Source organism: Ruegeria sp. CDSA246 (assembly GCF_059611225.1).
On the sequence record NZ_JBXWPD010000012.1, the window covers coordinates 14968 to 39647 of the forward strand.

At 56.9% G+C, this 24680-nt stretch carries 22 protein-coding genes and 1 pseudogene; 11 read left to right on the forward strand and 12 right to left on the reverse strand.

The features are described 5' to 3' along the window. Nucleotides 1–47: 47 nt before the first annotated feature. Entirely contained in the window at nucleotides 48–218 is a 171-nt protein-coding gene (locus AC2FI9_RS15935; RefSeq protein WP_170558866.1) for a Flp family type IVb pilin, read from the reverse strand. Nucleotides 219–546: 328 nt separating this feature from the next. On the opposite strand from AC2FI9_RS15935, the pseudogene AC2FI9_RS15940 reads away from it, so the two are divergent. Continuing rightward, nucleotides 547–1487 (forward strand): annotated as a pseudogene (locus AC2FI9_RS15940) (IS5 family transposase). A 375-nt stretch (nucleotides 1488–1862) separates the two neighbouring features. Here the strand turns inward: AC2FI9_RS15940 and AC2FI9_RS15945 are convergent. The 8 genes from AC2FI9_RS15945 to AC2FI9_RS15980 form a co-directional block, all read right to left on the reverse strand. After that, nucleotides 1863–2531 carry a helix-turn-helix domain-containing protein gene (locus tag AC2FI9_RS15945; protein WP_496768981.1) on the reverse strand — a complete coding sequence of 223 codons (669 nt, stop codon included), beginning with the start codon at nucleotides 2529–2531 and terminating at the stop codon, nucleotides 1863–1865. Next, nucleotides 2531–2734, reverse strand: a complete 204-nt coding sequence (locus AC2FI9_RS15950) for a helix-turn-helix transcriptional regulator (protein ID WP_496768983.1) — start codon at nucleotides 2732–2734, stop codon at nucleotides 2531–2533. The genes AC2FI9_RS15945 and AC2FI9_RS15950 overlap by 1 nt, the downstream gene beginning before the upstream one ends. A gap of 84 nt (nucleotides 2735–2818) precedes the next feature. Then, nucleotides 2819–3547 (reverse strand): hypothetical protein, encoded by a 729-nt coding sequence (locus tag AC2FI9_RS15955; RefSeq protein WP_496768986.1) that lies wholly within the window; start codon nucleotides 3545–3547, stop codon nucleotides 2819–2821. Then, nucleotides 3540–4637 (reverse strand): tyrosine-type recombinase/integrase, encoded by a 1098-nt coding sequence (locus AC2FI9_RS15960; protein ID WP_496768989.1) that lies wholly within the window; start codon nucleotides 4635–4637, stop codon nucleotides 3540–3542. The genes AC2FI9_RS15955 and AC2FI9_RS15960 overlap by 8 nt, the downstream gene beginning before the upstream one ends. Before the next feature lie 302 nt (nucleotides 4638–4939). Next, nucleotides 4940–6076 (reverse strand): N-acetylglucosamine-6-phosphate deacetylase, encoded by a 1137-nt coding sequence (nagA, locus tag AC2FI9_RS15965; RefSeq protein WP_496768990.1) that lies wholly within the window; start codon nucleotides 6074–6076, stop codon nucleotides 4940–4942. Further along, nucleotides 6073–7101: an SIS domain-containing protein gene (locus AC2FI9_RS15970; protein ID WP_496768992.1), complete on the reverse strand. Its 1029-nt coding sequence runs from the start codon at nucleotides 7099–7101 to the stop codon at nucleotides 6073–6075. The genes nagA and AC2FI9_RS15970 overlap by 4 nt, the downstream gene beginning before the upstream one ends. Nucleotides 7102–7120: 19 nt before the next feature. After that, nucleotides 7121–7870, reverse strand: a complete 750-nt coding sequence (locus tag AC2FI9_RS15975) for a GntR family transcriptional regulator (protein WP_496724132.1) — start codon at nucleotides 7868–7870, stop codon at nucleotides 7121–7123. After that, nucleotides 7857–8732 (reverse strand): glucosamine kinase nucleotide-binding domain-containing protein, encoded by an 876-nt coding sequence (locus tag AC2FI9_RS15980; RefSeq protein ID WP_496724130.1) that lies wholly within the window; start codon nucleotides 8730–8732, stop codon nucleotides 7857–7859. The genes AC2FI9_RS15975 and AC2FI9_RS15980 overlap by 14 nt, the downstream gene beginning before the upstream one ends. A 169-nt stretch (nucleotides 8733–8901) precedes the next feature. Between AC2FI9_RS15980 and AC2FI9_RS15985 the strand changes: the two genes are divergently transcribed. From AC2FI9_RS15985 to AC2FI9_RS16015, 7 genes are all read left to right on the forward strand, one after another. Next, nucleotides 8902–9789: an N-acetylmuramic acid 6-phosphate etherase gene (locus AC2FI9_RS15985; protein WP_496733988.1), complete on the forward strand. Its 888-nt coding sequence runs from the start codon at nucleotides 8902–8904 to the stop codon at nucleotides 9787–9789. A gap of 25 nt (nucleotides 9790–9814) precedes the next feature. After that, nucleotides 9815–11068 carry an ABC transporter substrate-binding protein gene (locus AC2FI9_RS15990; RefSeq protein WP_496768994.1) on the forward strand — a complete coding sequence of 418 codons (1254 nt, stop codon included), beginning with the start codon at nucleotides 9815–9817 and terminating at the stop codon, nucleotides 11066–11068. A 72-nt stretch (nucleotides 11069–11140) separates the two neighbouring features. After that, on the forward strand, nucleotides 11141–12055 hold the full coding sequence (locus tag AC2FI9_RS15995; protein ID WP_496768996.1) for a carbohydrate ABC transporter permease: 915 nt from the start codon (nucleotides 11141–11143) through the stop codon (nucleotides 12053–12055). Nucleotides 12056–12065: 10 nt separating this feature from the next. Then, on the forward strand, nucleotides 12066–12905 hold the full coding sequence (locus tag AC2FI9_RS16000; RefSeq protein WP_058275926.1) for a carbohydrate ABC transporter permease: 840 nt from the start codon (nucleotides 12066–12068) through the stop codon (nucleotides 12903–12905). Continuing rightward, the gene (locus tag AC2FI9_RS16005; RefSeq protein WP_496768998.1) at nucleotides 12902–13936 is read left to right on the forward strand and encodes a Gfo/Idh/MocA family protein; all 1035 of its coding nucleotides are present in this window, start codon (nucleotides 12902–12904) and stop codon (nucleotides 13934–13936) included. Before AC2FI9_RS16000 ends, AC2FI9_RS16005 begins: the two co-directional genes overlap by 4 nt. After that, a complete protein-coding gene (locus tag AC2FI9_RS16010; protein WP_058275591.1) occupies nucleotides 13933–14928 on the forward strand; it encodes an ABC transporter ATP-binding protein in 996 nt (331 codons plus the stop codon). The genes AC2FI9_RS16005 and AC2FI9_RS16010 overlap by 4 nt, the downstream gene beginning before the upstream one ends. A 214-nt stretch (nucleotides 14929–15142) precedes the next feature. Beyond that, complete coding sequence (locus AC2FI9_RS16015; protein ID WP_496769000.1) at nucleotides 15143–17032, forward strand: PhoX family protein; 1890 nt, start codon at nucleotides 15143–15145, stop codon at nucleotides 17030–17032. Nucleotides 17033–17084: 52 nt separating this feature from the next. On the opposite strand, the gene AC2FI9_RS16020 is transcribed toward AC2FI9_RS16015, so the two are convergent. Together AC2FI9_RS16020 and AC2FI9_RS16025 are read right to left on the reverse strand one after the other, a co-directional pair. Further along, on the reverse strand, nucleotides 17085–17651 hold the full coding sequence (locus tag AC2FI9_RS16020) for a tetratricopeptide repeat protein (protein WP_282151724.1): 567 nt from the start codon (nucleotides 17649–17651) through the stop codon (nucleotides 17085–17087). A 30-nt stretch (nucleotides 17652–17681) separates the two neighbouring features. Further along, nucleotides 17682–18170 carry an Lrp/AsnC family transcriptional regulator gene (locus tag AC2FI9_RS16025; RefSeq protein WP_496769002.1) on the reverse strand — a complete coding sequence of 163 codons (489 nt, stop codon included), beginning with the start codon at nucleotides 18168–18170 and terminating at the stop codon, nucleotides 17682–17684. Between the two features lie 102 nt (nucleotides 18171–18272). Between AC2FI9_RS16025 and putA the strand changes: the two genes are divergently transcribed. Together putA and AC2FI9_RS16035 are read left to right on the forward strand one after the other, a co-directional pair. Further along, nucleotides 18273–21674: a bifunctional proline dehydrogenase/L-glutamate gamma-semialdehyde dehydrogenase PutA gene (gene putA, locus AC2FI9_RS16030; RefSeq protein ID WP_496769005.1), complete on the forward strand. Its 3402-nt coding sequence runs from the start codon at nucleotides 18273–18275 to the stop codon at nucleotides 21672–21674. 42 nt (nucleotides 21675–21716) lie between these two features. Further along, nucleotides 21717–22460, forward strand: a complete 744-nt coding sequence (locus AC2FI9_RS16035; protein WP_496724112.1) for a rhomboid family intramembrane serine protease — start codon at nucleotides 21717–21719, stop codon at nucleotides 22458–22460. A gap of 8 nt (nucleotides 22461–22468) precedes the next feature. On the opposite strand, the gene AC2FI9_RS16040 is transcribed toward AC2FI9_RS16035, so the two are convergent. After that, on the reverse strand, nucleotides 22469–23290 hold the full coding sequence (locus AC2FI9_RS16040) for an IclR family transcriptional regulator (RefSeq protein ID WP_496769007.1): 822 nt from the start codon (nucleotides 23288–23290) through the stop codon (nucleotides 22469–22471). Between the two features lie 190 nt (nucleotides 23291–23480). On the opposite strand from AC2FI9_RS16040, the gene bhcA reads away from it, so the two are divergent. Then, complete coding sequence (gene bhcA / locus AC2FI9_RS16045; protein WP_496724108.1) at nucleotides 23481–24671, forward strand: L-aspartate--glyoxylate aminotransferase BhcA; 1191 nt, start codon at nucleotides 23481–23483, stop codon at nucleotides 24669–24671. Nucleotides 24672–24680 lie beyond the last annotated feature (9 nt).

Consider the following 24680-nt stretch of genomic DNA (forward strand, 5'->3'; position numbering starts at 1 on the left):
AGCACGCGGGGCTGAGCGCACCGCGTGCTTTGTCTTCCGTCAGGTCATTACATCAGGGTTTCAGCGTCTGTGAACTGACCGTTAACGTCGTTGCCCAACGCTGTCAGGGTAGCAACTGCAATCGCCGTGACGATTGTCAGGGCAACGCCATATTCCACGATGGTCGCGCCGTTTTCGTCACGTGCCATGGTCTTCATCATTACATAAAGCTTCAACATCTTACTCTCCTAGTTAACTCACTAGCTACTCATGGATGCCGCCCAAATTCGCGGCGTTCTAACCCCCTCCATACCGACGGAGCCTTCCACAAGCTTACGTCCCGCCATCAGGGCACCGCATCCTCCAAACCACGGAGAAATACACGCCAGGATTGTAAAATTTGGCAGCTTGGTCGATTCTTTGTCGCAAATTTGACTGATTCCTTACCGGAATCCGAATGGCCAGGTTCCTGATTCTTTCCCAACTGACAGGCCGCCAATTCCGGTGCCAAGCTGCTTTGCTGCACAAATGGACTGAAGGATTCACTTCATGAATCCAGAATGATAGCTGAGAGGTACGACCAGTTGGGCCCGGACGAAGCACAAAGCCGGGAAAAGCCTTCGTACAATACCGCATTGAAAGAACGAGGATCGCTCTCGATCTGGTTTGATCCTGAGATGTATTGGACATCGCCAACTTCAGGCAAGCGCGGCCGTCACCAGAGTTTCAGCGACTCCGCAATCCAAGCGTGTCTGACCCTGAAGGTTTTGTCGAGATGACGATGAGGCAAACCACGGGCTTCGTAGGCGGTCTCCTGCGGCTGGGTGGCTTGGACAGTGCCGTGCCTGATTTCAGTACCCTGTGCCGCTGTAAAAAGAACGCTGAACGTGAGCCTTCCGTATCGTGGTGGGAAGCGGCCCGCTGCATCTGCTGATCGACATTACCGGCATCAAATCCGAGGACGAAGGAGAATAGAATGCCCGCAAGCATGGTAGCCTCAAGCGGTCCATTTGGCGTAGAATACGCATAGGCATCGACGAGGAAACGCTGGAAGTGTGCGTCGTTGAAGTTACCACAGGCAACGTCGGAGACCCGCCAATGCTGCCGAGTTGCTTGATCATATCCCTCCAGGTCACAACATTGGGGCAGTGACCGCAGACGAGGCATGCGACACGCGCAAATGCCACGACGCGCTTGCCGCCCGCAATGGCCACGCCATCATCCCGCCACGCAAGAACGCCAAGGCATGGAATCCCGCAATTGCCGGTGCCATTGCCCGAAATGAGACGATCAATGCATCTCGATACCTTGGCCGCGCTATCTGGCAACGGTGGAGCGAGTATCACCGCCTAAGCCGCGTTGAGAGAGAGGTGCACTGTAAGAAACTGATGGGCCAATCGCTGATGGCGCGAGACATTGATCGGCAGGTAGCGGAAATCCAATTCCGCGTCGCCGTCCTCAACCGTTACACCGCCCTTTGCATACCTGCCACAGAGCTCGTGGGATAAGTCCGCAGGATAAAGGGGGTCTGTCGACCTCAACCGATTTGTGCTACAAAGCCGTCTGCAATTGGTGTGCCCTTCCGACGGCTATTAAGTTGTGATACAAGCTTGTTTTTTCCATTGAAAGCTAGCGGAAGCATGCATTCGCGTACGTGGAGTAAGCGGTCGGAAAGTCCGCGGCGCGAACGTTCAGCGATAGTTTAATGTCTGTTCTGCTCCCCTTTTCGGAGCTCTATGAACGGTGCAGAAAAAGTCTGTTTACAGCCCTAAGTGCACAATTCGTCGTACCCCCCCTTAAAAGTTTCACGCGAACAAATCTGACTACCCCCACCGGTCCCTAGCTTTTAGCCCTAAGACTTTTGATGCCCCCCAAGGAGACCTTCATCGAGTTGGCGACGGTGCAGTACCAATGCTCTGTCCTTTGCTGAGAACGACTTCGCCAAAGCACCGAACATACCGATCTGCTTCTTCAGATTTTGGAAAACGTGCCGGCAAAGCAATAGAACCATCCTTTCTCAGCAATTGCGCCAACGCCTCAAAATTGAAGGCGGTCTTGGCAGCTACGAACGCTTCCCATTCACGAAGAGCAGATGCGTCACTTTCGTCGAACCAATGATATGCACCACGACCTGTCGCACTGAGCTTGATTTCTATGTTCTTTCCTATGTTCTTATTGTGCGCGACAATGTTGTCGCCTTTCCAGTACAGGTCTGTCGCCCTTTGGCGTATATCAATGTCAGGTTCAGTGTCGCGTTCGGCATCACGTGGCACGCTGATCTGAAATGTGCGACGAACACCGCGCCGACGAACACGCGTGATCCAACCGCACCCTTCGAGTTCCCGAAGATAACGCTGAATGCTGCGCTCATGAACGCCAAACGCGCTGGCGAGCGTTGTATTTCTGGCCCAGAAGCAACCATTCGCTTTTGACACAAACTGATCGCAGACGAACATTGCAAAGTGCTTGGTTCGTGGTGCCAGATAAGCTGAACTTTGAATTCGCCTCTTCCAATGGTAACGAAGTTTCGTAAATGGAGCCGTTCGAGCCATTAGCCCTCTCCCCCGACACCTTCGCTTCGCGAAGTCATCCACGCGTCGAGTTCAGAGCGCTTGTACCGGATGGATCGTAAACCGATCCGAATAAACCTCGGTCCCGCAACGCTACCGATACCCATGCGCAGTTTTGCGAGATAGCTTTGGCTTATTCCGGTGTATCGAGCAGCTTCTTGTGTTGTCAGATAGTGCGCCTGCATCGCCTTGCTCCTTTAAGTATGTCTAGGAACAAAAAAGGCGTAGGTGGCGCTTTCGTCATGGGTCGTCAGAAAGAAAGAACCCTTCTAACGACCCACATGTTTTTTCCAGCCTCTAAATGCCGACGTTGGAAGCTCTTCAATACCAAACACCTCGAACATATCGCACAGGAATCGATAGAACGGACCCGCTTCATTCATCGCTTTAGGAACTCGGATTGTGTCTGGGTGACGCTCACAAAGCCCGACACAAGCCGAGACTAAGCGCCAAGCTTCAATTGCCTTCTTCCCGGCCGGCTCGCCCTGAGCAGCAGCAGTTTCAGCATCTTTAATCAATTCAATATAGTAGCGAAGTCTTTTGAAGAACTCTACTTTGGCCATCATTGCCTTCCAATGTGGTGTTTCTTCAATTGCATCGTTAAACCAGACGTTACGAATATCAGCCACTTTGTTTTGATTGCGCAAACCACTCCTGTTAAATGCGCCGATGCGAAACGCATCACTGACGGGCGCAGGAAGCCGATCTAAGATTTCTCCTGCTTCGTTTAAGCGTGTTTTGAGCCTAGCGAGGTCTTCCAGCACCTCTTTAGATGACCAGAACACGTCTAGTTCATGAGCTTGGTCGAAATTTAGGTAATGGGCCACCCAGCTATAGCTTTCGTCATCAACGCGTTCGTACTTGTCAAAGTGCTTTCTCAGGAGGCGAATTAACTCCATATTGAATTCGCTGGGCCCACTATCAAACTCCTCTGGATCTGGCATATCCAATTCAGGTAAGTCGGAATCGACAGGCCAAATCCAATCCCGCTTAGACATTACAATCCACCGCGTTCCACCTTGTTCTGCGGGCCAATTCCCGACACACAGTATCCATCGCTGGTGTGAGGGCTTTCAGCGACGGCTTCACGTAGCGCTGACCGGTGATTGATAGCGGCGTGTGATTGAGAAGGCGTCCTACAATCTCTTCCAATATTCCAGCCTCCATGGCGACCGTCGCGAATGTCCGACGATGGGATTGAATGGACCATTGCATACGCTGGGGCCCCTTCAAATGGCCACTCGGTGACTTCGGAGAGGGGAAGACCCATTGGCGATGAAGGCCCCGTAAAGGAGCAAGTATCTCGTGATGCACTTGCGATATGGGGAGATCAAAACTGCGCCCGTTCTTGGTCATCGGCAAATGTATGTGATCTTCCTGCACGTTCTTCCATTCGAGCGTCAGTGCCTCAGTTTTGCGAAAGCCTGTGAACAAGAGTAATTTGTAGAATACCCTATGGATCGGGTTGTAGAGCTCATCAACGGCCTCGCGCCATGCGTTCAAATCCTCAATTGTCGAGCCATTTGGTTGTTCCGCATACCACTCTATGGCCATCGTTGGGCTTTCCGGCAGATCATGTACCCGCCGCGCATGGTTCCAGACTGTCCGAAAGTACTTCAAAGTGTGATTTGCGGAGGACGGTGTCGCGGCCATTGACCCATGGCGCTGAACCACCATGGATTTTGTGATCTCATCCAGCGGCAGGCGTAGCCAATCTTTCAAATGAAGCTCGAACTGCTGTCGCAACCCGGACCGGTGGGCCTCAGACCGAAGCTTTGGACGTGCCAGATAAGTCTCCATAGCTGTCTCAAGAGTGGGAGCTCCAATCTGCAGCTGCCTGCCTGCTCCCCTGCCCCAGTCCAACGCAAAACCCAATGCAGTTTGTCGTGCGACGTCCGCAGAGATCAGTGGGCACCGCCCGATCAAAACCCGCCGGGTTTGCCCTCCAACATCTTTCTGGAAGTACCAGGTTTTGGACTGCTTGCCGACGAACAGAACGAGCCCTTTGACCTCGTTATCCCAGTGCTTGGCAGTGCCCTTTTTTGTCTGTGGAACCTTGCGGGCGAAGGTCTCTGTGAGTTTTGGCATTTTGTCAGTTTTTTGTCGGAAATGAATTAAAACTCAGGGAAACTCAAGGAAGGAGCAGAAATCAAATAAATACATATTATGAATAGTTTGGCAGCTGCAGGAATGCCTGGGAAACATATAACATCTGCTTGGAAGGCTGAGGTAATAGCCAGTATACGACGCCCGCTCAGCGCTAGTCGATTTAAGCGATGCGTCAGATGTCGTCAAGCGCAGTTCGAAGCCCGATTTCAAATTCGTCGACAAAAATTGACAGGCGATAGTCTGCATCCAGAAGACAGTCGTTCTGGCAGTTAAAGACAAACTCAAGACTGCGGGGGCAGCCATTCGCAACGGCTGAAATCGGCAGATATCCGGATCACCGAACCGTATTCTAAGGCCGTTGGCGGGGCCAACCCGATCAGCTGAGCCGGATAAGAAGTGGCCGCCGCCAGTGCGTCCTGCAACGGCACACCTACTTGTTTGACCAACAAGCCAACGGCGGTCGTCAGGTCCAGGTCCGCGCCGGCCAGCGTTCCGTCCGCCAGTGTCAACCTGCCTTCGGTTCGCGTGATTTTGCGGCCTTCAAGGGTGAATTCGGTTTGATCCGTACCCGCCACAGCCATCGCATCGCTGACCAGAAAGATTTGACTCGGCGCAGTTTTCGCAGCCCAGGCAGCGCGCATCGCGGCGGGGTGCACATGGACACCGTCGGCAATCAGCCCTGCAGACAGCGTTCCGCTGGCCAGCGCTGCGCCGACGAGGCCGGGTTCACGATTGCCCAGCTGGCTCATCGCGTTGAACAGATGGGTTACGCAACGCGCACCGGCGGCAGCATACCGCTGGCAAGTCGCAAAATCCGCATCGCTGTGCCCGAGCGAAATAAGGATACCAACGTCGCTCATGGCGCGGACCTGCTGCTCGGACACAGCTTCGGGGGCGACAGTTACCTTCAGGCAGGGAAGTGCATTAGCCGCTTCTATCAGCGTATTCAAATCCGCCGCTTCCATCGGCCTTATCAAATTACCGTCGTGCGCCCCTTTCCGCGCGACCGACAAATGCGGCCCTTCCAAATGCAGCCCTGCAACGCCCGGCACCTGTTCACGTACCGCCTCGATCGTCGCATCTATTGCTGCGCGGGTTTTGGCGGGTTCGTCGGTGATCAGAGTGGGCAGCAGCGAAATCACACCCAATCGGCGATGGGCGCCGGCAATTCTGCGGATCGTTTCGACCGACGGATCATCGTTGAACATAACGCCATCGCCGCCATTGACCTGCAGATCCACAAAACCGGGGCTGAGGATATCGCCGTTCAGATCTACAACGTCCTTTTCTTCGGTCACCTCAGCGTCGGGGAAAACTTCACCCACGCGCCCCTCGCGAAAAACAATCGCGTGGTCGTTTAACAACCGGCTGCCGTCGAAAATCGGCCCGTTTCGAAAGATCACCTTGCGTTCTGTCATACCGTTTCGGTCACTTTTTTAAGGTGCCGCGGTGCGTCCGGGTCGATCCCCCGCGCACTGGCGACGGCCTCTACCATGCTGTAGAAAGACGTAATCGCCGTTATTGGGTCGGTGATCCAATGATCCGTTCGAACCACTGGCAGAGCCTGCGCACGCGATACTTTGGTGGTCGTCGCAAAAACCGCAGCACCTTTTTCGGCCAAGGCATCAGCCGCATCGGCAGTCGCCTGTTCGGCTGCATCATTGGCCGCGAACGAAATCACCGGAAACCCTTCTTCGACAATCGAAACCGGACCATGCAGCACTTCGGCCGCTGAATAGCTTTCGGCGTGAATTTGGCAGGTCTCTTTGATCTTCAATGCAGCTTCGTCAGAGATCGCACAAGAAGGACCGCGGCCAAGTGTAAACAACGAGCGCCCGGTGATTGTTTCGGCTGCAGCCGACCAATCACAATGTGCCGCCCGCGCCAGATATTCGGGCAAGGATTGGATCGCCCCGATCAATTCAGCATCCTCTTTGACCTCGGCCAGCAGCCATAGACCGGACACCAACGAAGTCACAAATGTCTTGGTTGCTGCGACGCTCAGTTCCGGTCCCGCGTGCAGTGGCAGAACCGCATCCGCCACTTCGGCCAGGCGCGATTCCGAGTTGTTGGTCACCGCAATTGTCAGTGCGCCAGAGTTTCGCAAAGACCCTGTGAGGCCAACGATATCCGGGCTTTGGCCGGATTGTGAGATGGACAGGCAGACAGATCCTTTTGCGCTAAGGTCCACCCCGTAAATTGAACTGACGGAGGGCCCTACTGAGGCAACCGGCAACCCCAAAAGCAGTTCGCTGGCGTATTTCAAATAGCTGCAGGCATGGTCGGATGATCCTCGCGCGACCGAGATCAAAAACCGCGGATCCGTATCCCTTACACTTTGCGCAGCTGCTCGGATATTGTCTGCCCCCGTGCTGAGCAATCTGTCGACGGCATCAGGGATTTCCAGGATTTCCTGACGCATTTTCGAGTTCTTTTCGGACATTTGATCCCGGTCCTTCCGGCTATAGGCGCAATTCAGCGACAAAGTCATAAGCGTCGCCGCGATAGAGCGACCGCGTCATCTCTGCGACCCGCCCGTTTTTCAAAAATGAGATACGCTCGATGTTCAGCCCCGCCGCACCTTCGGGCACCTCCAGCAGGTCTGCCTCTCGCGCAGCAAGATTGAGAGCTGATATCTTTTGCACCGCGCGCACCGGGCGGCGCCCCAGACCTTCAAGAACTTCGTACAGAGACGTGGTGACTTCGATTGGGTTCGGCAGGATATCCAACGGCAGCGCAGCACGTTCCAGCGCCAACGGACGCCCGTCCGCCTCGCGCAAGCGGTAAATACGAGATATCTGCTCACCCTCTGACAGATTCAGCGCAGTGACCTCTTCCGGGGTTGGCGCAAATACTCCGCGCTCCAACCACTTTGAGGTCGTCTCCATTCCTCGGCTCGACATATCTTCGGTGAACGAGGTCAGGTGTTTCAGCGATTGTTCAACCCTTTGAACACGTTCCCGAATGAAGGACCCAGACCCTTGGCGCTGCTCGATCACTCCTTCCTGCACCAGCTCCTGAATCGCCTTGCGCACGGTCACGCGGGATAGTTCTGTGATTTCAACCAGTTCCCGCTCCGATGGCAGCGATGAGTTCGGCGCAAGGACGCCCGTATCGATCCCCTCTTGCAACCTGCGCCGCAATTGCACGTAGCGGGGGCCATTTTCAGGGGTCAGCCAAAGATCAGAGCGCAGGAATTCAGCAATACTCATGCGAGACCTCCTTCGCCAAAGCCAACGCCCCGGTCAACGGCTCGCCCGATGGAGGGCGTATCTCTGACTGCAAGGCAGCAGGCAGATAGTCCGCATAATGCGGAGAGATGCCGCCGGTCAGGCAGATCGCGACTTCTGGCTGCCATCCGAGACGTGCCGCCAAATCGGCAATGTAAGTAGCACCGGCCTGCATAATTTTTTTGGCGACCTCGTCTCCGGACACTGCTGCAGTGGTAACCATCGGGGCCAACGCGCCGAACTCTGTCGGCGTCGCCCGTCCGGCAAACTCGACTATTCCGGCGGCACCGCGAAGTTCGTTCAGCAACTGCTGTGTCAGATCGCTAGAGGCCTGAACGCCATCCACGGAATTCAATGCTTCTGCCAATGCAAAACGACCAACCCATTGCGCGGACGCTTCATCCCCCAATATCGGCCCCCAGCCCCCTGCAAACCGCATCACCCGATCCTTCTGCGAAGCAACAAACGACCCCGTACCACAATGCGCGATCAGTCCATCCTGAGACCCAAGCGCACCGCGAAGCGCGGCGGGTCGGTCATCTGAAACGCGCGCCCGCGTTAGGCCCAGCGCGCTCTGCACGCGACTGGCAATATGGTCATCTGTGACGCCAGCCAATCCGACAAAGGCGGGCAACTGGGTCAGGTCCTGAACATCTACAGCAAGCGTTTGCGCAATCTGCGTAATCCCCGATTTCATCTGCTGGACGGACGCATCGAAATCTGTCGAGACATTGGCAGCCCCGGTCTCAACAGAATGGACAATACCAGCGACTTCACATGCAACCCTGCATCGGGTTCCGCCACCATCTATGGCCAGTACAGCGTTGCTCAGAGACTCAGTCATGACAATACCATTATAATACCTATTTGAATTTAGGAAGGCCAAAATAGGCCGATTTCTGCAGCTTTTCTTTGTTTTAATACAGAATACGTTGATTTCCGCTGAAAAAATAAATTTATGGACAAGTGGTATTGAATAGGTATTGTATTGGGAACCGCAAAGGGGGATTCTTTTGACGCTGCCGCCGACCGAACAACTGCATCCAGACGCCATCAAGCTGGACCCACAAGACCCTGTCGCTTCTGCTCGGGCGCTGGTTGAGGGTCAGATTGAAGCCGCGACCTCGGCACGGGGCGCATTGGACGCGATCGCGCGGGGCGGCAACGCCATGGCGCAGACCATCCGCGCGGGCGGCGTTTTACACTATGTGGCGGCTGGCTCATCTGGGTTGATGGCTGCTGCCGACGCGCAAGAGCTGGGCGGCACCTTTTCAATCCCCGCGAACCAGCTCCGTATACATATGGCAGGCGGCCTGCCGACCGGTGTCGAAATGCCCGGAGGCGCAGAAGACGAAGCCGACGGATTAGCAGACGCGCTTTCGACATTGCAACCGACGGATACAATCATCGCAGTGTCCGCAAGCGGATCGACGCCATACACCCTGACCGCCAGCAATATCGCACAGTCATTTGGCGCAACCGTTATCGGAATTGCCAATAACGCAGACAGCCCTTTGCTGGAAAGCGCAGATATCCCAATTCTTTTGGCGACGCCGCCGGAATTGATCTCGGGTTCGACGCGTATGGGTGCCGGAACAGCTCAAAAAATCGCTCTGAACATGCTGTCGTCACTTATGGCACTGCAACTTGGCCATGTTCACGGCGGCATGATGGTCAACCTGCGCGCCGACAACGACAAGTTGCGCGCGCGGGCGACGGGGATCGTCGCGCGGATCGCCAATGTTGATACGGAAAAAGCAAAACTCGCGCTGGACGCCGCGAACGGAGACGTGAAGCCGGCGGTGCTAATCGCTGCACGTGGCATATCACCCAAGGATGCCTCTGCTGTTCTTAACGCAAGCAACGGGGTTCTGAAATCCGCACTGGAACAAGATAAATAACTGCTAACCAACTGGGAGAACACGAATGAAACGCAATAGCCTGAAACTGGCCTTACTGGGCACGACCCTGATGGCTTCAAGCGCCTATGCCGAGGACGTCACGCTGATCATCGAAAGCTGGCGCAATGACGACCTGACCTTGTGGCAGGAGCAGATCATCCCGGCCTTCGAAGCCAAACACCCTGGGATCAAACTGCAGTTCACCCCGTCAGCTCCGGCGGAATACAACGCTGTGCTGAACTCGAAACTGGATGCAGGTTCGGCCGGTGATCTTATCACGTGCCGTCCGTTTGATGCGTCGCTGGCACTTTATGAGGCCGGGCACCTGACCGATCTGTCCTCGGTCGACGCTATGAGCAACTTCTCGGACGTGGCAAAATCGGCATGGCAGACGGATGACGGCTCGGCCAGTTTCTGCGTTCCGATGGCGTCGGTGATCCACGGCTTCATCTACAACAAAGATGCATTTGCCGAGCTTGGCATTGAAGTGCCGACCACCGAAGACCAGTTCTTTGCTGCCCTCGACAAGATCAAGGAAGACGGCACTTACATCCCAATGGCGATGGGCACCAACGATCAGTGGGAAGCCGCCACAATGGGCTACAACAACATCGGCCCGAACTATTGGAAAGGTGAAGAAGGTCGCCAGGCTCTGATCGCTGGCGAACAGAAACTGACGGACGAAGCCTGGACCGCCCCCTACGCAACGTTGGCACGTTGGGGACAGTATCTTGGTGACGGGTACGAGGCGCAGACCTATCCCGACAGCCAGAACATCTTCACTCTGGGGCGGGCCGCTATCTACCCTGCCGGATCGTGGGAAATCGCTGGCTTCAACACACAAGCCGACTTTGAAATGGGCGCATTCAAGCCGCCAGTCCAAAGCGCAGGCGACACCTGCTATATCTCTGACCACACAGATATCGGCATCGGCATGAACGCCGCCACCGAACATCCCGAAGCGGCCGAAACATTTCTAGCGTGGGTCGCAAGCCCCGAGTTTGCCGAAATCTTTGGCAACGCCGTTCCGGGCTTCTTCCCGCTGTCCAACACACCAGTCGAACTGCAGGACCCGCTGGCCAAGGAGTTCGTCGGTTGGCGTGATGAGTGTGAATCGACCATCCGTTCGACATACCAGATCCTGTCGCGCGGCACGCCGAACTTAGAGAACGAGACCTGGGGCGCGTCGGTTGCTGCAATCAAAGGCGCAAACAGCCCTGAGGAATTGGGCGCAGACCTGCAAAAAGGCCTGTCCTCCTGGTACGCTCCGCACCAGTAAGCGCTGATCTGACACATACCCGGGCGGCGGTGATCGCCCGGGTATCCCCGACACCCCATTGAAAGCAGTCCCATGAACCGCCCCCGCTTCCGCTGGCATATCCTTGTGTTTCTTGCACCGGCCGTTCTTGTCTACACGGCAGTCATGATCTTCCCGCTGTTCAACACATTGCGACTGGCGCTTTACTCCGAAGTCGATCAGAGCCGCGTCTTCGTTGGATTGCAGAACTTTCAAACCCTGTTCTTTGATCCGATCTGGTCGGAACAGTTTTGGAATGCGTTAGGCAACAACTTCTGGTTCTTCCTGATCCACATGCTGGTTCAAAACCCAATTGGGATTGCTCTGGCCGCCCTGCTCAGCCACCCGCGCCTGCGGTTTGCGGCCTTGTATCGGTCGGCGATCTTCATTCCCACCATCCTGAGCTTTGTGATTGTCGGGTTTGCCTGGAAGCTGATCCTCTCGCCGATCTGGGGCATTGCGCCGTCTATGCTGGATGCCGTCGGGCTCAAGTCGCTGTTCGCCCCGTGGCTGGGAAAAGAGGAATATGCACTGACCACACTGGCGCTGATTTCGGTCTGGCAGTTTGTCGGCATCCCGATGATGTTGATCTACGCCGCCTTGTTGACCATTCCGGAAGAAATCCTTGAGGCTGGAGAGATCGACGGGATCACCGGAACTGCGGCCTTCTGGAAGATCAAACTGCCGCTGATCCTGCCCTCGATCGGGATCATCTCGATCTTGACCTTCGTGGGGAATTTCAACGCTTTCGATCTGATCTACGCGTCACAAGGCGCGCTGGCGGGGCCGGATTTCTCGACCGATATTCTTGGTACCTTCATGTACCGCACATTCTTTGGCTTCCAGCTGCAACTGGGTGACCCGCATATGGGTTCGGCTATCGCCGGGGCGATGTTCGCCATCATCCTTGTGGGTGTCTGTATCTACCTGTTCGGCATCCAGACCCGGATGCGCCGGTATCAATTGTGAGGGCCACGCGATGAACAAAGCACGTCATAACCCCCTCAACATGGTCGCGATGCACGGCGCGCTGATCCTGTACACACTGATCGCGCTGTTTCCGGTCTTTGTGATTCTGATTAACAGCTTCAAATCCCGCCGCGCGATCTTTCGTGAACCACTGGCCCTGCCCAATGCGGACAGCTTCTCGATGATCGGCTATGAGACGGTGATGAAGCAGGGGGATTTCTTCCTCTATTTCCAGAACTCGATGATTGTCACCGTGGCATCTCTGTCCTTTATCTTGTTGTTCGGCGCGATGGCCGCCTATGCGTTGTCGGAATACCAGTTCAAGGGCAACCTGATCATGGGGCTGTATCTGGCGCTGGGGATCATGATCCCAATCCGCATCGGCACCGTGGCAATCCTTGAGATGATGGTGGCGACCGGGCTGGTAAACTCGCTCTGGGCGCTGATCCTAGTATATACGGCTCAAGGGTTACCACTGGCCGTATTCATCCTGTCCGAATTCATGCGACAAGTCAGCGATGACCTGAAGAATGCCGGGCGCATCGACGGTTTGTCCGAATACACGATATTCTTCCGCCTTGTTCTGCCTCTGGTCCGGCCCGCGATGGCGACCGTGGCCGTGTTCAACATGATCCCGATCTGGAACGACCTTTGGTTCCCGTTGATCCTGGCCCCAGCCGAAGAAACCAAGACCCTGACGCTGGGAAGCCAAGTGTTCATCGGCCAGTTCGTGACCGATTGGAACGCAGTTCTGTCGGCCCTGTCGATGGCTATTCTGCCGGTGCTTGTCCTGTACGTAATCTTCTCGCGACAGCTGATCCGCGGCATCACATCCGGAGCAGTCAAATGACCCGCGTTCTGGTTGCAGGTCTCGGCAATATGGGTTTGAGCCACGCGCTGGCGCACCATCACCGCCCCGACGCGCAGATCGTTGGTTTGGTGAACCGGTCTGGCCGTGTGGATCACCCACATCTCACCGATTATCCGGCCTATTCCGATTTCGACACCGCGCTGGCTGAAACGAAACCCGATCTGGTCGTGGTCGCCACCTACTCTGATAGCCACGCGGATTTCGCCTGCGCGGCTATGGAGGCTGGCGCACATGTGTTTGTTGAAAAACCGCTGGCCACTAATGTCGCCGACGCCCGGCGTGTGGTCGAAACAGCAACCCGGCTGAATCGTAAGTTGGTGGTTGGATATATCCTGCGCCATCACCCCTCTTGGATGCGGCTGATCGATGAGGCGCGCAATCTTGGCGGGCCCTATGTGTTCCGGTTGAACCTGAACCAGCAGTCGTCGGGCGCGGAATGGGAAACGCATAAGGCATTGATGCAGACCACTTCGCCCATTGTCGATTGCGGCGTGCACTATGTCGACGTGATGTGCCAGATCACCGACGCGCTGCCCGTCCGGGTGCATGGTATGGGCCTGCGCCTGTCGGATGAAATTGCACCGGACATGTACAATTACGGCCAGTTTCAGGTGGTCTTCGACGACGGTTCGGTCGGCTGGTACGAGGCTGGATGGGGCCCGATGATGTCGGAAACCGCGTTCTTTGTGAAAGATATCGTGTCGCCCAACGGGTCGGTCTCGATCACCGACGGAAACAAGGGTGCGTCTGCCGACATCGACGGCCATACCAAAGTCGGCGGCTTGCTGGTCCATACACCGCAAGGCGACCACACGATCGAGATGCCGGACGAACCCGGCCATCAAGACCTTTGTGATGCTGAGCAGGCTTATATGCTGCGCGCCATCGCCGAAGATATCGACCTGACCCGTCATATGAATGACGCCGTCCAATCGCTCGCCATTTGTCTGGCTGCGGATCAAAGTATCCGAACCGGCCAGCCCGTTTCCCTTGAGGAGCCCGCATCATGACCGCCCTGACGCTGAACAATGTGAACAAGTCCTTTGGCAACGTGCATGTCCTGAAAGACATCACCCTGGAGGTCGAAGAAGGCGAATTCGTCGTCTTTGTCGGACCGTCGGGCTGTGGCAAGTCCACCTTGCTGCGCGTGATTGCAGGGCTAGAGGATGCATCGTCAGGTGAGATCAACATTGGCGGGCAGCAAGTCAATCTGGTGCCACCATCCAAGCGTGGGATCGCGATGGTTTTCCAAAGCTATGCGCTCTACCCTCACCTCAGCGTTCGGGGCAATATGACCCTTGCGCTGAAGCAGGAAAAGCAGCCCAAATCGGAAATCGAAGGCCGTGTCGCCAAAGCCAGCCGGATGCTGAACCTTGAACCCTATTTGGACCGTTACCCGTCCGAGCTGTCAGGTGGCCAGCGCCAGCGCGTCGCCATCGGGCGCGCCATTGTGCGTGAACCTAAACTGTTCCTGTTTGATGAGCCGCTGTCCAATCTGGACGCCGCCCTGCGAATGAACACTCGGATCGAGATCGCCAATCTGCACCGTGCTTTGGATGCATCGATGATCTACGTCACCCATGACCAGACCGAAGCCATGACGTTGGCCGACAAGATCGTTGTTTTGCGCGATGGTCGGGTCGAGCAGATCGGTAGCCCGATGGAACTGTACAACAACCCCGCAAATCAATTCGTCGCCGGGTTCCTGGGCTCACCTTCCATGAACTTCCTGCCTGAAGCGTTAGTTCAAGAAAGCGGTCAGAACACGATCGGAATTCGCCCCGAGGACCTGTTCCTGTCAGATGACGGCCCGCTTGCCGCGCGTGTCAGCCATGTGGAAAAGTTGGGCGGGGACACCAATGTGATAGCCAAAGTTCAGGACCACGACGTCACAGCCCGTTTGTTTGGCCAACATGCCATCGCAGAAGGTCAAGAATTGCGATTCGGATATGCATCCGAGAAAGCTTATCGCTTTGATGAAGCAGGGCAGCGGCTGGCTTAAACCGGCATACTGTTGGGATCACACAACCTGATCGTCACAACAACATTTTACCAAGATAACAAGCGCGGCTGGCAGAAAGCTTTGGTATGCTTTCGCCAGCCGATTGCTTTTTCTTGAGGGCCAAATGAAGTCATTAATAATGTTGTTAAGAACATGTCACAAAGTCGCCCTACATGCCTTTCATCGACTACTCTAAGACAGCCAGGAGCCATTCATGAAAGACGTTGATACCACCACCCTGTCCGCCGACGATTGGGACGAGCTGCATTTCCCCCGCCCCGAGGAAAACGATTTTGATCACGTCGTCGAAAACGCCATCTCGCGCCGTGGGTTTCTGGCTGGCGTAGTGGCCTTTGGCTCGGGTGCCGCCGCAATGGGCACGGGCCTGCTGGGCTCAACTGCCGCACACGCTGTTACGGCCTCGCGCTTTGCCTTCACGCCGATCGCTGCCCAGACTGACGGCACCGTTCACGTGCCGGAAGGCTATGAGTGGAAGGTTATGACCCGCTGGGGCGACCCGCTGTTTTCCGATGCCGACGGCTATGACATCACCGATGGTGGCCCGATTGAGAAATCGGATCGCATCTTCGGCGAAAACACCGACGGGATGGAGACCTTCTCGTTCCAGGGTCACGAGCTGATCGCGATCAACCACGAATATCCGAACCGCAAGATCAACATGCCCGCCGCTCAGGAAGGTGTTCCGGCCAGCGCCGAGGACGTTTTGAAACTGCAGAACATTCAGGGCGTGACCGTGATGGAAATCACCGAAAGCCCCGATGGCTGGTCAGTTGTCAAAGACAGCCCATTCAACCGCCGTATCCACCACAATACGCCAATGAAGATCGTAGGCCCCGCCGCTGGTCACGACCTGCTGCAAACTGAAGCTGATCCGACCGGAACTACGTCGCTAGGTACGATGAACAACTGTGGTGCGGGTAAAACTCCGTGGGGTACCTACCTGACCTGCGAAGAAAACTTTAACGGCTACTTTGGGTCCAGCGATGAAAACGCCAGCTACGACCAGACGGTCACGGACGGCTTCAAACGCTATGGCATCAAGGCCGAAAGCTGGAACGGGTACGAACTGTTCGATCCGCGTTTCGATACATCAAAAAACCCGAACGAGCCGCACCGTGCGGGCTGGATCGTTGAAATCGACCCAACCAACCCGGACAGCACGCCGGTCAAGCACACCGGTCTGGGCCGTTTCAAGCACGAGAATGCCGAGGTCACTCTGGCCGCAGATGGTCGTGTTGTTGTCTACATGGGCGACGATGAGCGGGGCGAGTACCTGTACAAGTTTGTGTCGAACGGCACCTACCAACCGGGAGGTGAAACCGAGGGCCTGCTGAACGTCGGCACGCTCTACGTCGCCAAGTTCAACGACGACATGAAGGGCGAATGGCTGGCTCTGACACCGGAAACCACCGGGATGGACGAAGCCGATATCGCAGTCTTTACCCGTATGGCCGCGTCCAAGGCCGGCGGCACGACCATGGACCGCCCTGAATGGGTCGCATCCAGCCCTGTTGCGGTAGAAGCGTATTGCTGTCTGACCAACAACAAGAACCGCGGCGTGAAGGCTAACGCCGGTGGAGATGACACCTCGGTCAACGCCCCCAACCCGCGCGAGGCCAACAAGTACGGTCAGATCGTGCGCTGGCGCCCCGCAAATGACGACCACGCCGCCGAAGGGTTCGATTGGGACCTGTACGTGATGGCGGGCAATCCGACGGTTCACTCGGACGATCGCGCCGGCTCGGCAAACGTGAATGAAGGGAACCTGTTCAACTCGCCCGATGGCATGGTGATAGACTCGACCGGGTTGATCTGGATCCAGACGGACGGCAATGACGACAATGAAGGAGACTTCGCAGGCAACGGCAACAACCAGATGCTGGTTGGTGACCCGATCACCGGCGAGATCGCGCGCTTCATGACCGGCCCGAACGGCTGTGAGGTTACCGGTCTCGCCTTGTCCAGCGATCTGCGCACCATGTTTGTCGGCATTCAGCACCCCGGCAGCAATTGGCCGGACGGCGGCACGCCACGGTCGTCGGTTATAGCAATCAAACGTACCGATAACGGTCTGGTCGGCTAATCCCCACAAAACCTATACGCCCCCGACCTTGCGGTTTCGGGGGCGTTTTGTTTCAAATGTCCTCACCCGGTATGGCAAGTGGCCCACCCGGTGCCATGAGATGGCGCTCTGAAAGCCACGGGTTCAGCTCCAACGCCTGAGACAACGCTTCTCGCGCCTCGTCCATGCGCTGTAGTCCCATCAGGGTCAGCGCACGGCCACTGATCGCGGCGACGTGGTTGGGAGACAGCTCGATTGCCTTGTCCAAGTCAGGCAGCGCGGATTGAAAATCCTGGCGCAGGTAGTGGGCGAATGCGCGTTGGTTGTACCCTTCCGCGTAGGACGGGCAGTACGCGACCAGCTTGTCAAAATCTTCAATCGCGCCCAGCAGGTCCCACGCATTTCGGCGTGTCATGCCTCGATCCAGAACAGCCTGCGCGCTTTCGTCCGGGGCATCGGTCCAGAACTCCCATAACTGACCGGACAGTGCACGAGCGGACTGTTCGGTTTCAGCGCTTTGTATCTGTTCCAGAACCGCCGATACATCTGCGGAATGGTCTGGCGCGACAGGGCAGTCTTGCGCATTGGCCGCAAAAACGGTCGCAGCATAGAAAATTGAGGCGTAAGCAAAGCGTTTCATGCGCCAATGGTGACGCGTGCAACCTGTTCGTCAACCCATCGCATCCAAGGCCCCAGACATCCCGGTCTCTTTCACAGCCTCCATCGCGACAAAGGTTGAAGTGCTGGCGACATGCGGCAATGATGAGATCTTTTCGGCCAAAACCGCGCGGTATTCCGACATAGACCCGGTGCGAATTTTCAGAAGATAGTCAAAATTCGACGCAATCATATGGGCTTGTTCGATCTCAGGCACTTTACGAACGGCCGCGTTGAAATCGGCTAAAGCTCTCTCGCGCGTGTCAGTCAATCGGACTTCGACAAAGGCTACGTGGTCCAAACCAAGGCGAATGGGGTCCAGCAAGGCACGATATCCGGTAATGATGCCATCAGCCTCAAGTCTCTTCACACGTGCTTGAGTTGGGGATTTCGAAAGCCCGATACGCCGCGCGAGATCGGCGATGGGGATCCGGCCGTCCTCGGCCAGAATCGCCAGAATTGATCTGTCGAACCTATCCAGCCCCGGAAAGTCTTTTTGCATCGCTCAAACCCCTGAAATCAGGCCAATCGCCTAGCCGTAGATAAAACTAAGGCAATCGTCCCGGAAAATCGACACTATATTACTCAAAAGACCGGAGGACACATGTCACACAGCCTGCGCGCACGCATTGATGCCAAAACCTATGCCGATCCGTCGGAAATTCTTGACGCGTTGATCGCAAATGCTGATCTGAGCGAAGCCGACCGCACCGCGATCTGCGCGGCTGCGGCGCAATTGGTGCGTGACATCCGATCCAGCACCTCACCCGGTATGATGGAAGTGTTCCTGGCCGAATACGGCCTGTCCACCGACGAAGGCATTGCGCTGATGTGTCTGGCCGAGGCGCTGCTGCGCGTACCCGATGCCGACACCATCGACGCGCTGATCGAGGACAAGATCGCCCCATCGGATTGGGGCAAGCATCTGGGTCGGTCTTCTTCGTCGCTGGTCAACGCGTCCACGTGGGCCCTGATGTTGACGGGCAAGGTTCTGGACGAAGACAGGACCTCTCCGGTCGGTGTCTTGCGCGGTGCGATAAAACGTCTGGGCGAACCCGTGATCCGCACGGCAGTCGGGCGCGCAATGAAGGAAATGGGCCGCCAGTTTGTGCTGGGCGAGACGATCAAATCCGCCATGGATCGCGCCAGCGGTATGGAGGCAAAAGGCTACACCTATTCCTACGACATGCTGGGCGAAGCGGCACGAACCGAGGCCGATGCCGCCCGCTATCACCTGTCCTACTCACGGGCGATTGCTGCAATCGCCGAAGCCTGTATTCACGACGATATCCGGGCCAATCCGGGGATGTCTGTTAAGCTGTCGGCGCTCCATCCACGCTACGAGTTGGCGCAAGAAGCAGAAGTCATGGAAGAACTGGTGCCCCGTTTGCGGGCTTTGGCCCTTTTGGCTAAGGCGGCAGGCATGGGCCTGAATGTGGACGCCGAAGAAGCAGACCGCCTTTCCTTGTCTCTGCAGGTGATCGAGGCGGTGATGGCCGAACCGGCCCTGGATCGTTGGGACGGCCTGGGTATCGTCGTTCAGGCTTATGGCCCGCGCGCCGGGATCGTGCTGGACACACTGTATGACATGGCCGGGCGTCACGAACGAAAGCTGATGGTTCGTTTGGTCAAAGGGGCCTACTGGGATACCGAGGTCAAAAGAGCTCAGGTTGAAGGCATCGATGGCTTTCCCGTGTTCACCCGCAAGGCGGCCACGGACATTTCCTACATCTCAAATGCGCGCAAACTGCTGGGTATGACCGATCGAATTTACCCGCAATTTGCCACCCACAACGCCCATACGGTCAGTGCGATCCTTCATATGGCCGATGACCAGCCATTCGAATTCCAGCGCCTGCATGGGATGGGCGAAACCCTGCACCAGCTTGTCAAAGACCAAAACGACACACGGTGCCGGATCTATGCGCCGGTCGGGGCGCATCGCGATCTGCTGGCCTATCTGGTGCGGCGTCTGCTGGAAAACGGTGCGAACTCGTCATTCGTAAACCAAATCGTGGACGAGAACGTTCCGCCGGAAGAGGTCGCCGCTGATCCGTTCCTGACCATTGTGGATCAGGCACGACCGCTGCCAACCGGACCGAACCTATTCCAACCCGAACGCGTCAATTCGAAGGGTTTTGACCTTCACCACACCCCGACTTTGGACAAGATCGACGCCGCGCGGGATGCTTTCCGGGCGCACCACTGGTATGCGCAGCCGCTGCTGTCCGGCGATGCAACCCCTGAACAGGATCAACCGGTTACCAATCCGGCCCAACCGCAGGATCGCCCCGGAGCAATCGCCCCCGCCAGCGCCGAGGATGTCGAGCTTGCCCTGAGTTCCGCGGCACCGTGGCAGGCACCACCAGCAGAACGGTCGCGTATCTTGAATACTGCTGCCGATCTATATGAGGCTCATTTTGGCGAGCTTTTCGCCTTGCTCGCGCGCGAGGCAGGTAAGTCCCTGCCCGATGCCGTTGCCGAATTGCGTGAGGCGGTCGATTTCCTGCGCTACTACGCTGCGAACATTCCCGATGCGGAACCGGCAGGCGTTTTCACCTGCATCAGCCCGTGGAACTTCCCGCTCGCTATCTTCACAGGCCAGATTTCAGCGGCCTTGGCCACGGGCAACGCAGTTCTGGCCAAGCCCGCACCGCAAACGCCACTGATCTCGCATCGGGCCGTTCAATTGCTGCACGAGGCCGGAGTTCCCCGCGATGTGCTGCAATTATTGCCCGGCGGCCCATCCGTTGGTGCGGCGTTGACTTCTGACCCGCGCGTATCCGGCGTGGCGTTTACCGGATCGACGGCGACCGCGTTGAAAATACGCGCAGCCATGGCCGACAACCTGCGCCCCGGTGCGCCTCTGATCGCCGAGACCGGCGGGTTGAACGCGATGATCGTGGACAGTACCGCCCTGCCTGAACAGGCCGTTCAGTCTATCATCGAAAGCGCGTTTCAATCTGCCGGGCAGCGGTGTTCTGCCTTGCGGTGTCTCTATGTCCAGGAAGATATCGCCGACGATTTGCTGACAATGCTAACCGGTGCAATGCAGGTTCTGCAGGTCGGAGATCCTTGGTTGATCTTCACCGATTGCGGACCGGTTATTGACGATACGGCGCGCCAGGGCATCGCAGTTCACGTTGCAAATGCCCGCGCCGAAGGCCGTGTTTTAAAGGACACGCCTATACCGCCCGAAGGGACGTTCATCGCCCCGACGCTTATCGAGATACCCGGCATTTCCGCCTTGCAGCACGAAATTTTTGGCCCTGTCCTGCATGTCGTTCGCTTCAAGGCATCTGAGATTGATCAGATCATCGCCGACATAAACGCAACCGGATACGGGCTGACCTTTGGCCTGCATACTCGGATCGACGACCGTGTACAGCACATCACCGAGGCAGTGCACGCCGGAAACATCTACGTCAACCGCAACCAAATCGGCGCTATCGTAGGATCTCAGCCATTTGGCGGTGAGGGGCTTTCGGGCACAGGCCCCAAGGCGGGTGGGCCGAATTACATGACGCGGTTCTGCGCCCCGGACCGGCAGCTGTCCGTCGAGCAATGGGATAGCCCAATGAGCGAGCTTCCCGATGTTCAGGGTACGCCCGCGTCGGTGCAGACCCAATCCCTGCCCGGCCCGACGGGCGAATCCAACCGGTTAAGCGAATTCCCACGCGCGCCATTGCTGTGCATGGGTCCCGGAGCCGAGGCCGCGCGCGCGCAAGCCGACGCCGTTCAGGCGCTGGGGGGAACGGCCATTCAGGCGACCGGTTCGCTAGACTTGCATCGGTTGGAGAACGTGACCGGGATATCGGGCGTTCTTTGGTGGGGCGATGACGACACAGCGCGTGAGATCGAACGTCACCTCGCCCGTCGGGACGGCCCGATCCTGCCGCTGATCCCCGGCCTTCCGGACCGCGCACGCGTTCTGGCCGAGCGTCACCTGTGCGTTGATACAACAGCCGCGGGCGGCAATGCCGCATTGCTTGGGGGTGCGGCGTAAGCATGCCTTGACGCTGGGCCGGGAAAAGCCCAGCGTCGCCTCATGTTTCCAATCCGCGACCATAACCCTTCGGGGCGAACACCCTATGTCGTCTATCTGCTGATGGCGGCCAATATCCTGATATTTCTCAGCTATGTGGGCATCATGAACGATGCTCGGCTGATCAATCAGCTGTACTACGACTATGCGATTATCCCGGCGCGGATCACTGACGGTTTTGCGTTTGAGACACTGGTGACCTCGATGTTCCTGCACGGAGGTTGGATGCATCTGGCCGGAAACATGCTGTTCCTGTGGATTTTCGGCGACAACCTCGAAGATGAAATGGGCCACCTGCCCTTTCTGTTGTTCTATACTGCAGCCGGGATCGGCGCGGGTCTGATCCATGTCTTCACGGCCCCGGGCTCGGTCGTGCCGACCATTGGGGCATCCGGTGCGATTGCGGGGGTTATGGGCGGTTACCTGCTGCTGTTCCCCAAGGCCCGCGTGGATATCCTGCTGATCCTCATTGTCTATTTCCGCATATTCACGATACCTGCCTTTGTCATGCTGGGGGTCTGGTTGGCTATGCAGTTCTTTGGCAGTCTGGCCAGCAACCCGGATGAAGGCGGGGTGGCCTATTGGGCGCATACGGGTGGGTTTTTCGTGGGTCTGATTTTGTGCATCCCAATCTGGCTGCGGCGCGGTGGCACTGATTTTTGGGGCCGCACGCACGGCCATCCGCCGCATCCTGAACACAAGTACAAGCTAACTCAGTCCCGTATTCCCCACGTACCACGCAAGTAGCAGGGACATCAGGGTTTCGGTATCTGGCCGCCGCTTAGGTGGGTGATTTCCCGCGCTGCGGCCAGAACCAATTCACCCAGTGCATGCGCACGATCCGCTCCGAACCGAGCGGTCGGACCCGATACCGAGATCCCTGCGCATGGCTCCCCCCGGTCATTGAAAATCGCCGAGCCGATACAGGACATGCCCTGATATCTTTCTTCTCGGTCATGCGACCAGCCGCGTGCGCGGGTATTGGCAAGATCCTGTTGTAGTCCGTCGCCCGGTATCTGCGTGTTCGCGGTGAATTCCACCGGATCAATCGCCGCTAGCGTTTTGGCCAACCCCATTTCGGTCATTGCTGCAAGGATCGCCTTGCCGGTGCCCGAGGCATACATCGGCGTTCGCGCCCCGGGCGGGAAAAAGGCGCGGATGGGATTCGGAGTTTCGACCTGACCGACAAAGACCACCTCGGACCCATCCGGCACCGCCAGGTTGGCGGTCTCACCGCTGTCCTGCATAAGACGTCTCAGAATTGGCCGCCCGATTTCAAGCACACTGTTGCGGCGCAGGAACGAGGCGCCGGTCCGGTACGCCTCGATCCCGATCATCCATTCCTGACGTTCGTCGTCAAAGGCCACAAAGCCGTGTTTCTGCAAGGTCACCAGAATGCGGTGCGTCGTGGCCGTCGGCACATCGATCTCGCGTGCCAGATCGCTGAGCGCTGCGCGTTCCAACCGAGCCACCGTGGTCAAAACGCCCAGCGCCCGATCCAGCGATTGCATGGTCCCGACCGAGCTTTCCTTGAACAGGGATTTGGGCCTGCCACGCGGTCTTTTCTGATTGTCCATCGCCCTACTCCATTGCTCTACGCCAGATTATTTCTAAATCGTTCATTTTTGAGATCCAAAAATGAAAAACGAAAAACTGCATAAATACAGCGCGTTAAATATTTAATCGCAAAAATGAAAATATTTTTCAAGAAAATTGCACATCGTGAGGTTTTCCCGGACACTTACATCCAAAGCGGAGGAATAACAGATGTCCAACCAAAACCCGGTTTTCATACCCGGCCCAACCAACATCCCAGACCGGTTGCGTCTTGCCATGCAGGTTCAAACGCAGGATCACCGCGCACCGGATTTTGTCGAAACCTTTGCACCCGTTCTTGAGGACACGAAAAAGGTGTTCGGTACTACGACCGGCCAGATCGTGACCTTCCCAGCCAGCGGCACCGGTGGATGGGAAGCGGCCGTTACCAACACACTCAGCCCCGGCGACAAGGTTCTGGTCGCGCGCTACGGCGTGTTCAGCCATCGCTGGATAGACCTGTGCGAGCGTCACGGGCTGGACGTTCAGATCGTCGAATGTCCTTGGGGCACCGGCGCACCCGCTGATCAGTTTCAGGCCGCTTTGGCCGATGACAGCGCGCATGAAATCCGCGCTGTTCTGGTGACCCACAACGAAACAGCCACCGGGGTGCGTTCGGACATCGCAGCGGTTCGCCAAGCGATGGATTCGGAAAACCATCCCGCGATGCTGTTTGTCGACTGCGTCAGCTCTCTGGCTTCGATGCCGTTCGACTTTGACGCTTGGGGCGTCGATATCGCCGTGTCGGGGTCGCAAAAGGGATTCATGCTGGCGACCGGCATGGCAATTCTGTGCGTCAGCCCCAAGGCACAGGACGCGATGAAAAGCGCCAAGCTGCCGCGCACTTTCTTTGACTTCGACGATATGATGGCAGCCAATGCATCGGGCGGGTTTCCCTATACGCCGCCGCTGCAATTGATCTACGGCATGCGCGAAAGCCTCAAGATGCTGTTTGAAGAAGGGCTTGAGAATGTTTATGCCCGGCATTTCCGACTGGCCGAAGGTGTGCGCCGCGCCGTCGACGCCTGGGGGCTGAAACTTGTCGCGCAATCGCCCGATCTGTATTCTGACACTGTCAGCGCGATCTACGTGCCAGACGGGTATGATAGCAACACACTCACTGACCACGCGTTCAACGCTTATGGCGTGTCCTTTGGTATTGGACTGGGTCAACTGAATGGTAAGGCGTTCCGCATCGGCCATCTGGGCAGCCTGACGGATGTGATGGTTCTGTCCGGCCTCAGCACAATCGAGATGGCGATGGCCGATCTGAACTATCCGATCACTTTGGGCAGCGGGGTCGCGGCGGCGCAGGATTATTATCGCACCGGCCCATCTGACCGCGCCCAGGCCGCAGCCTGAGGAGGATGG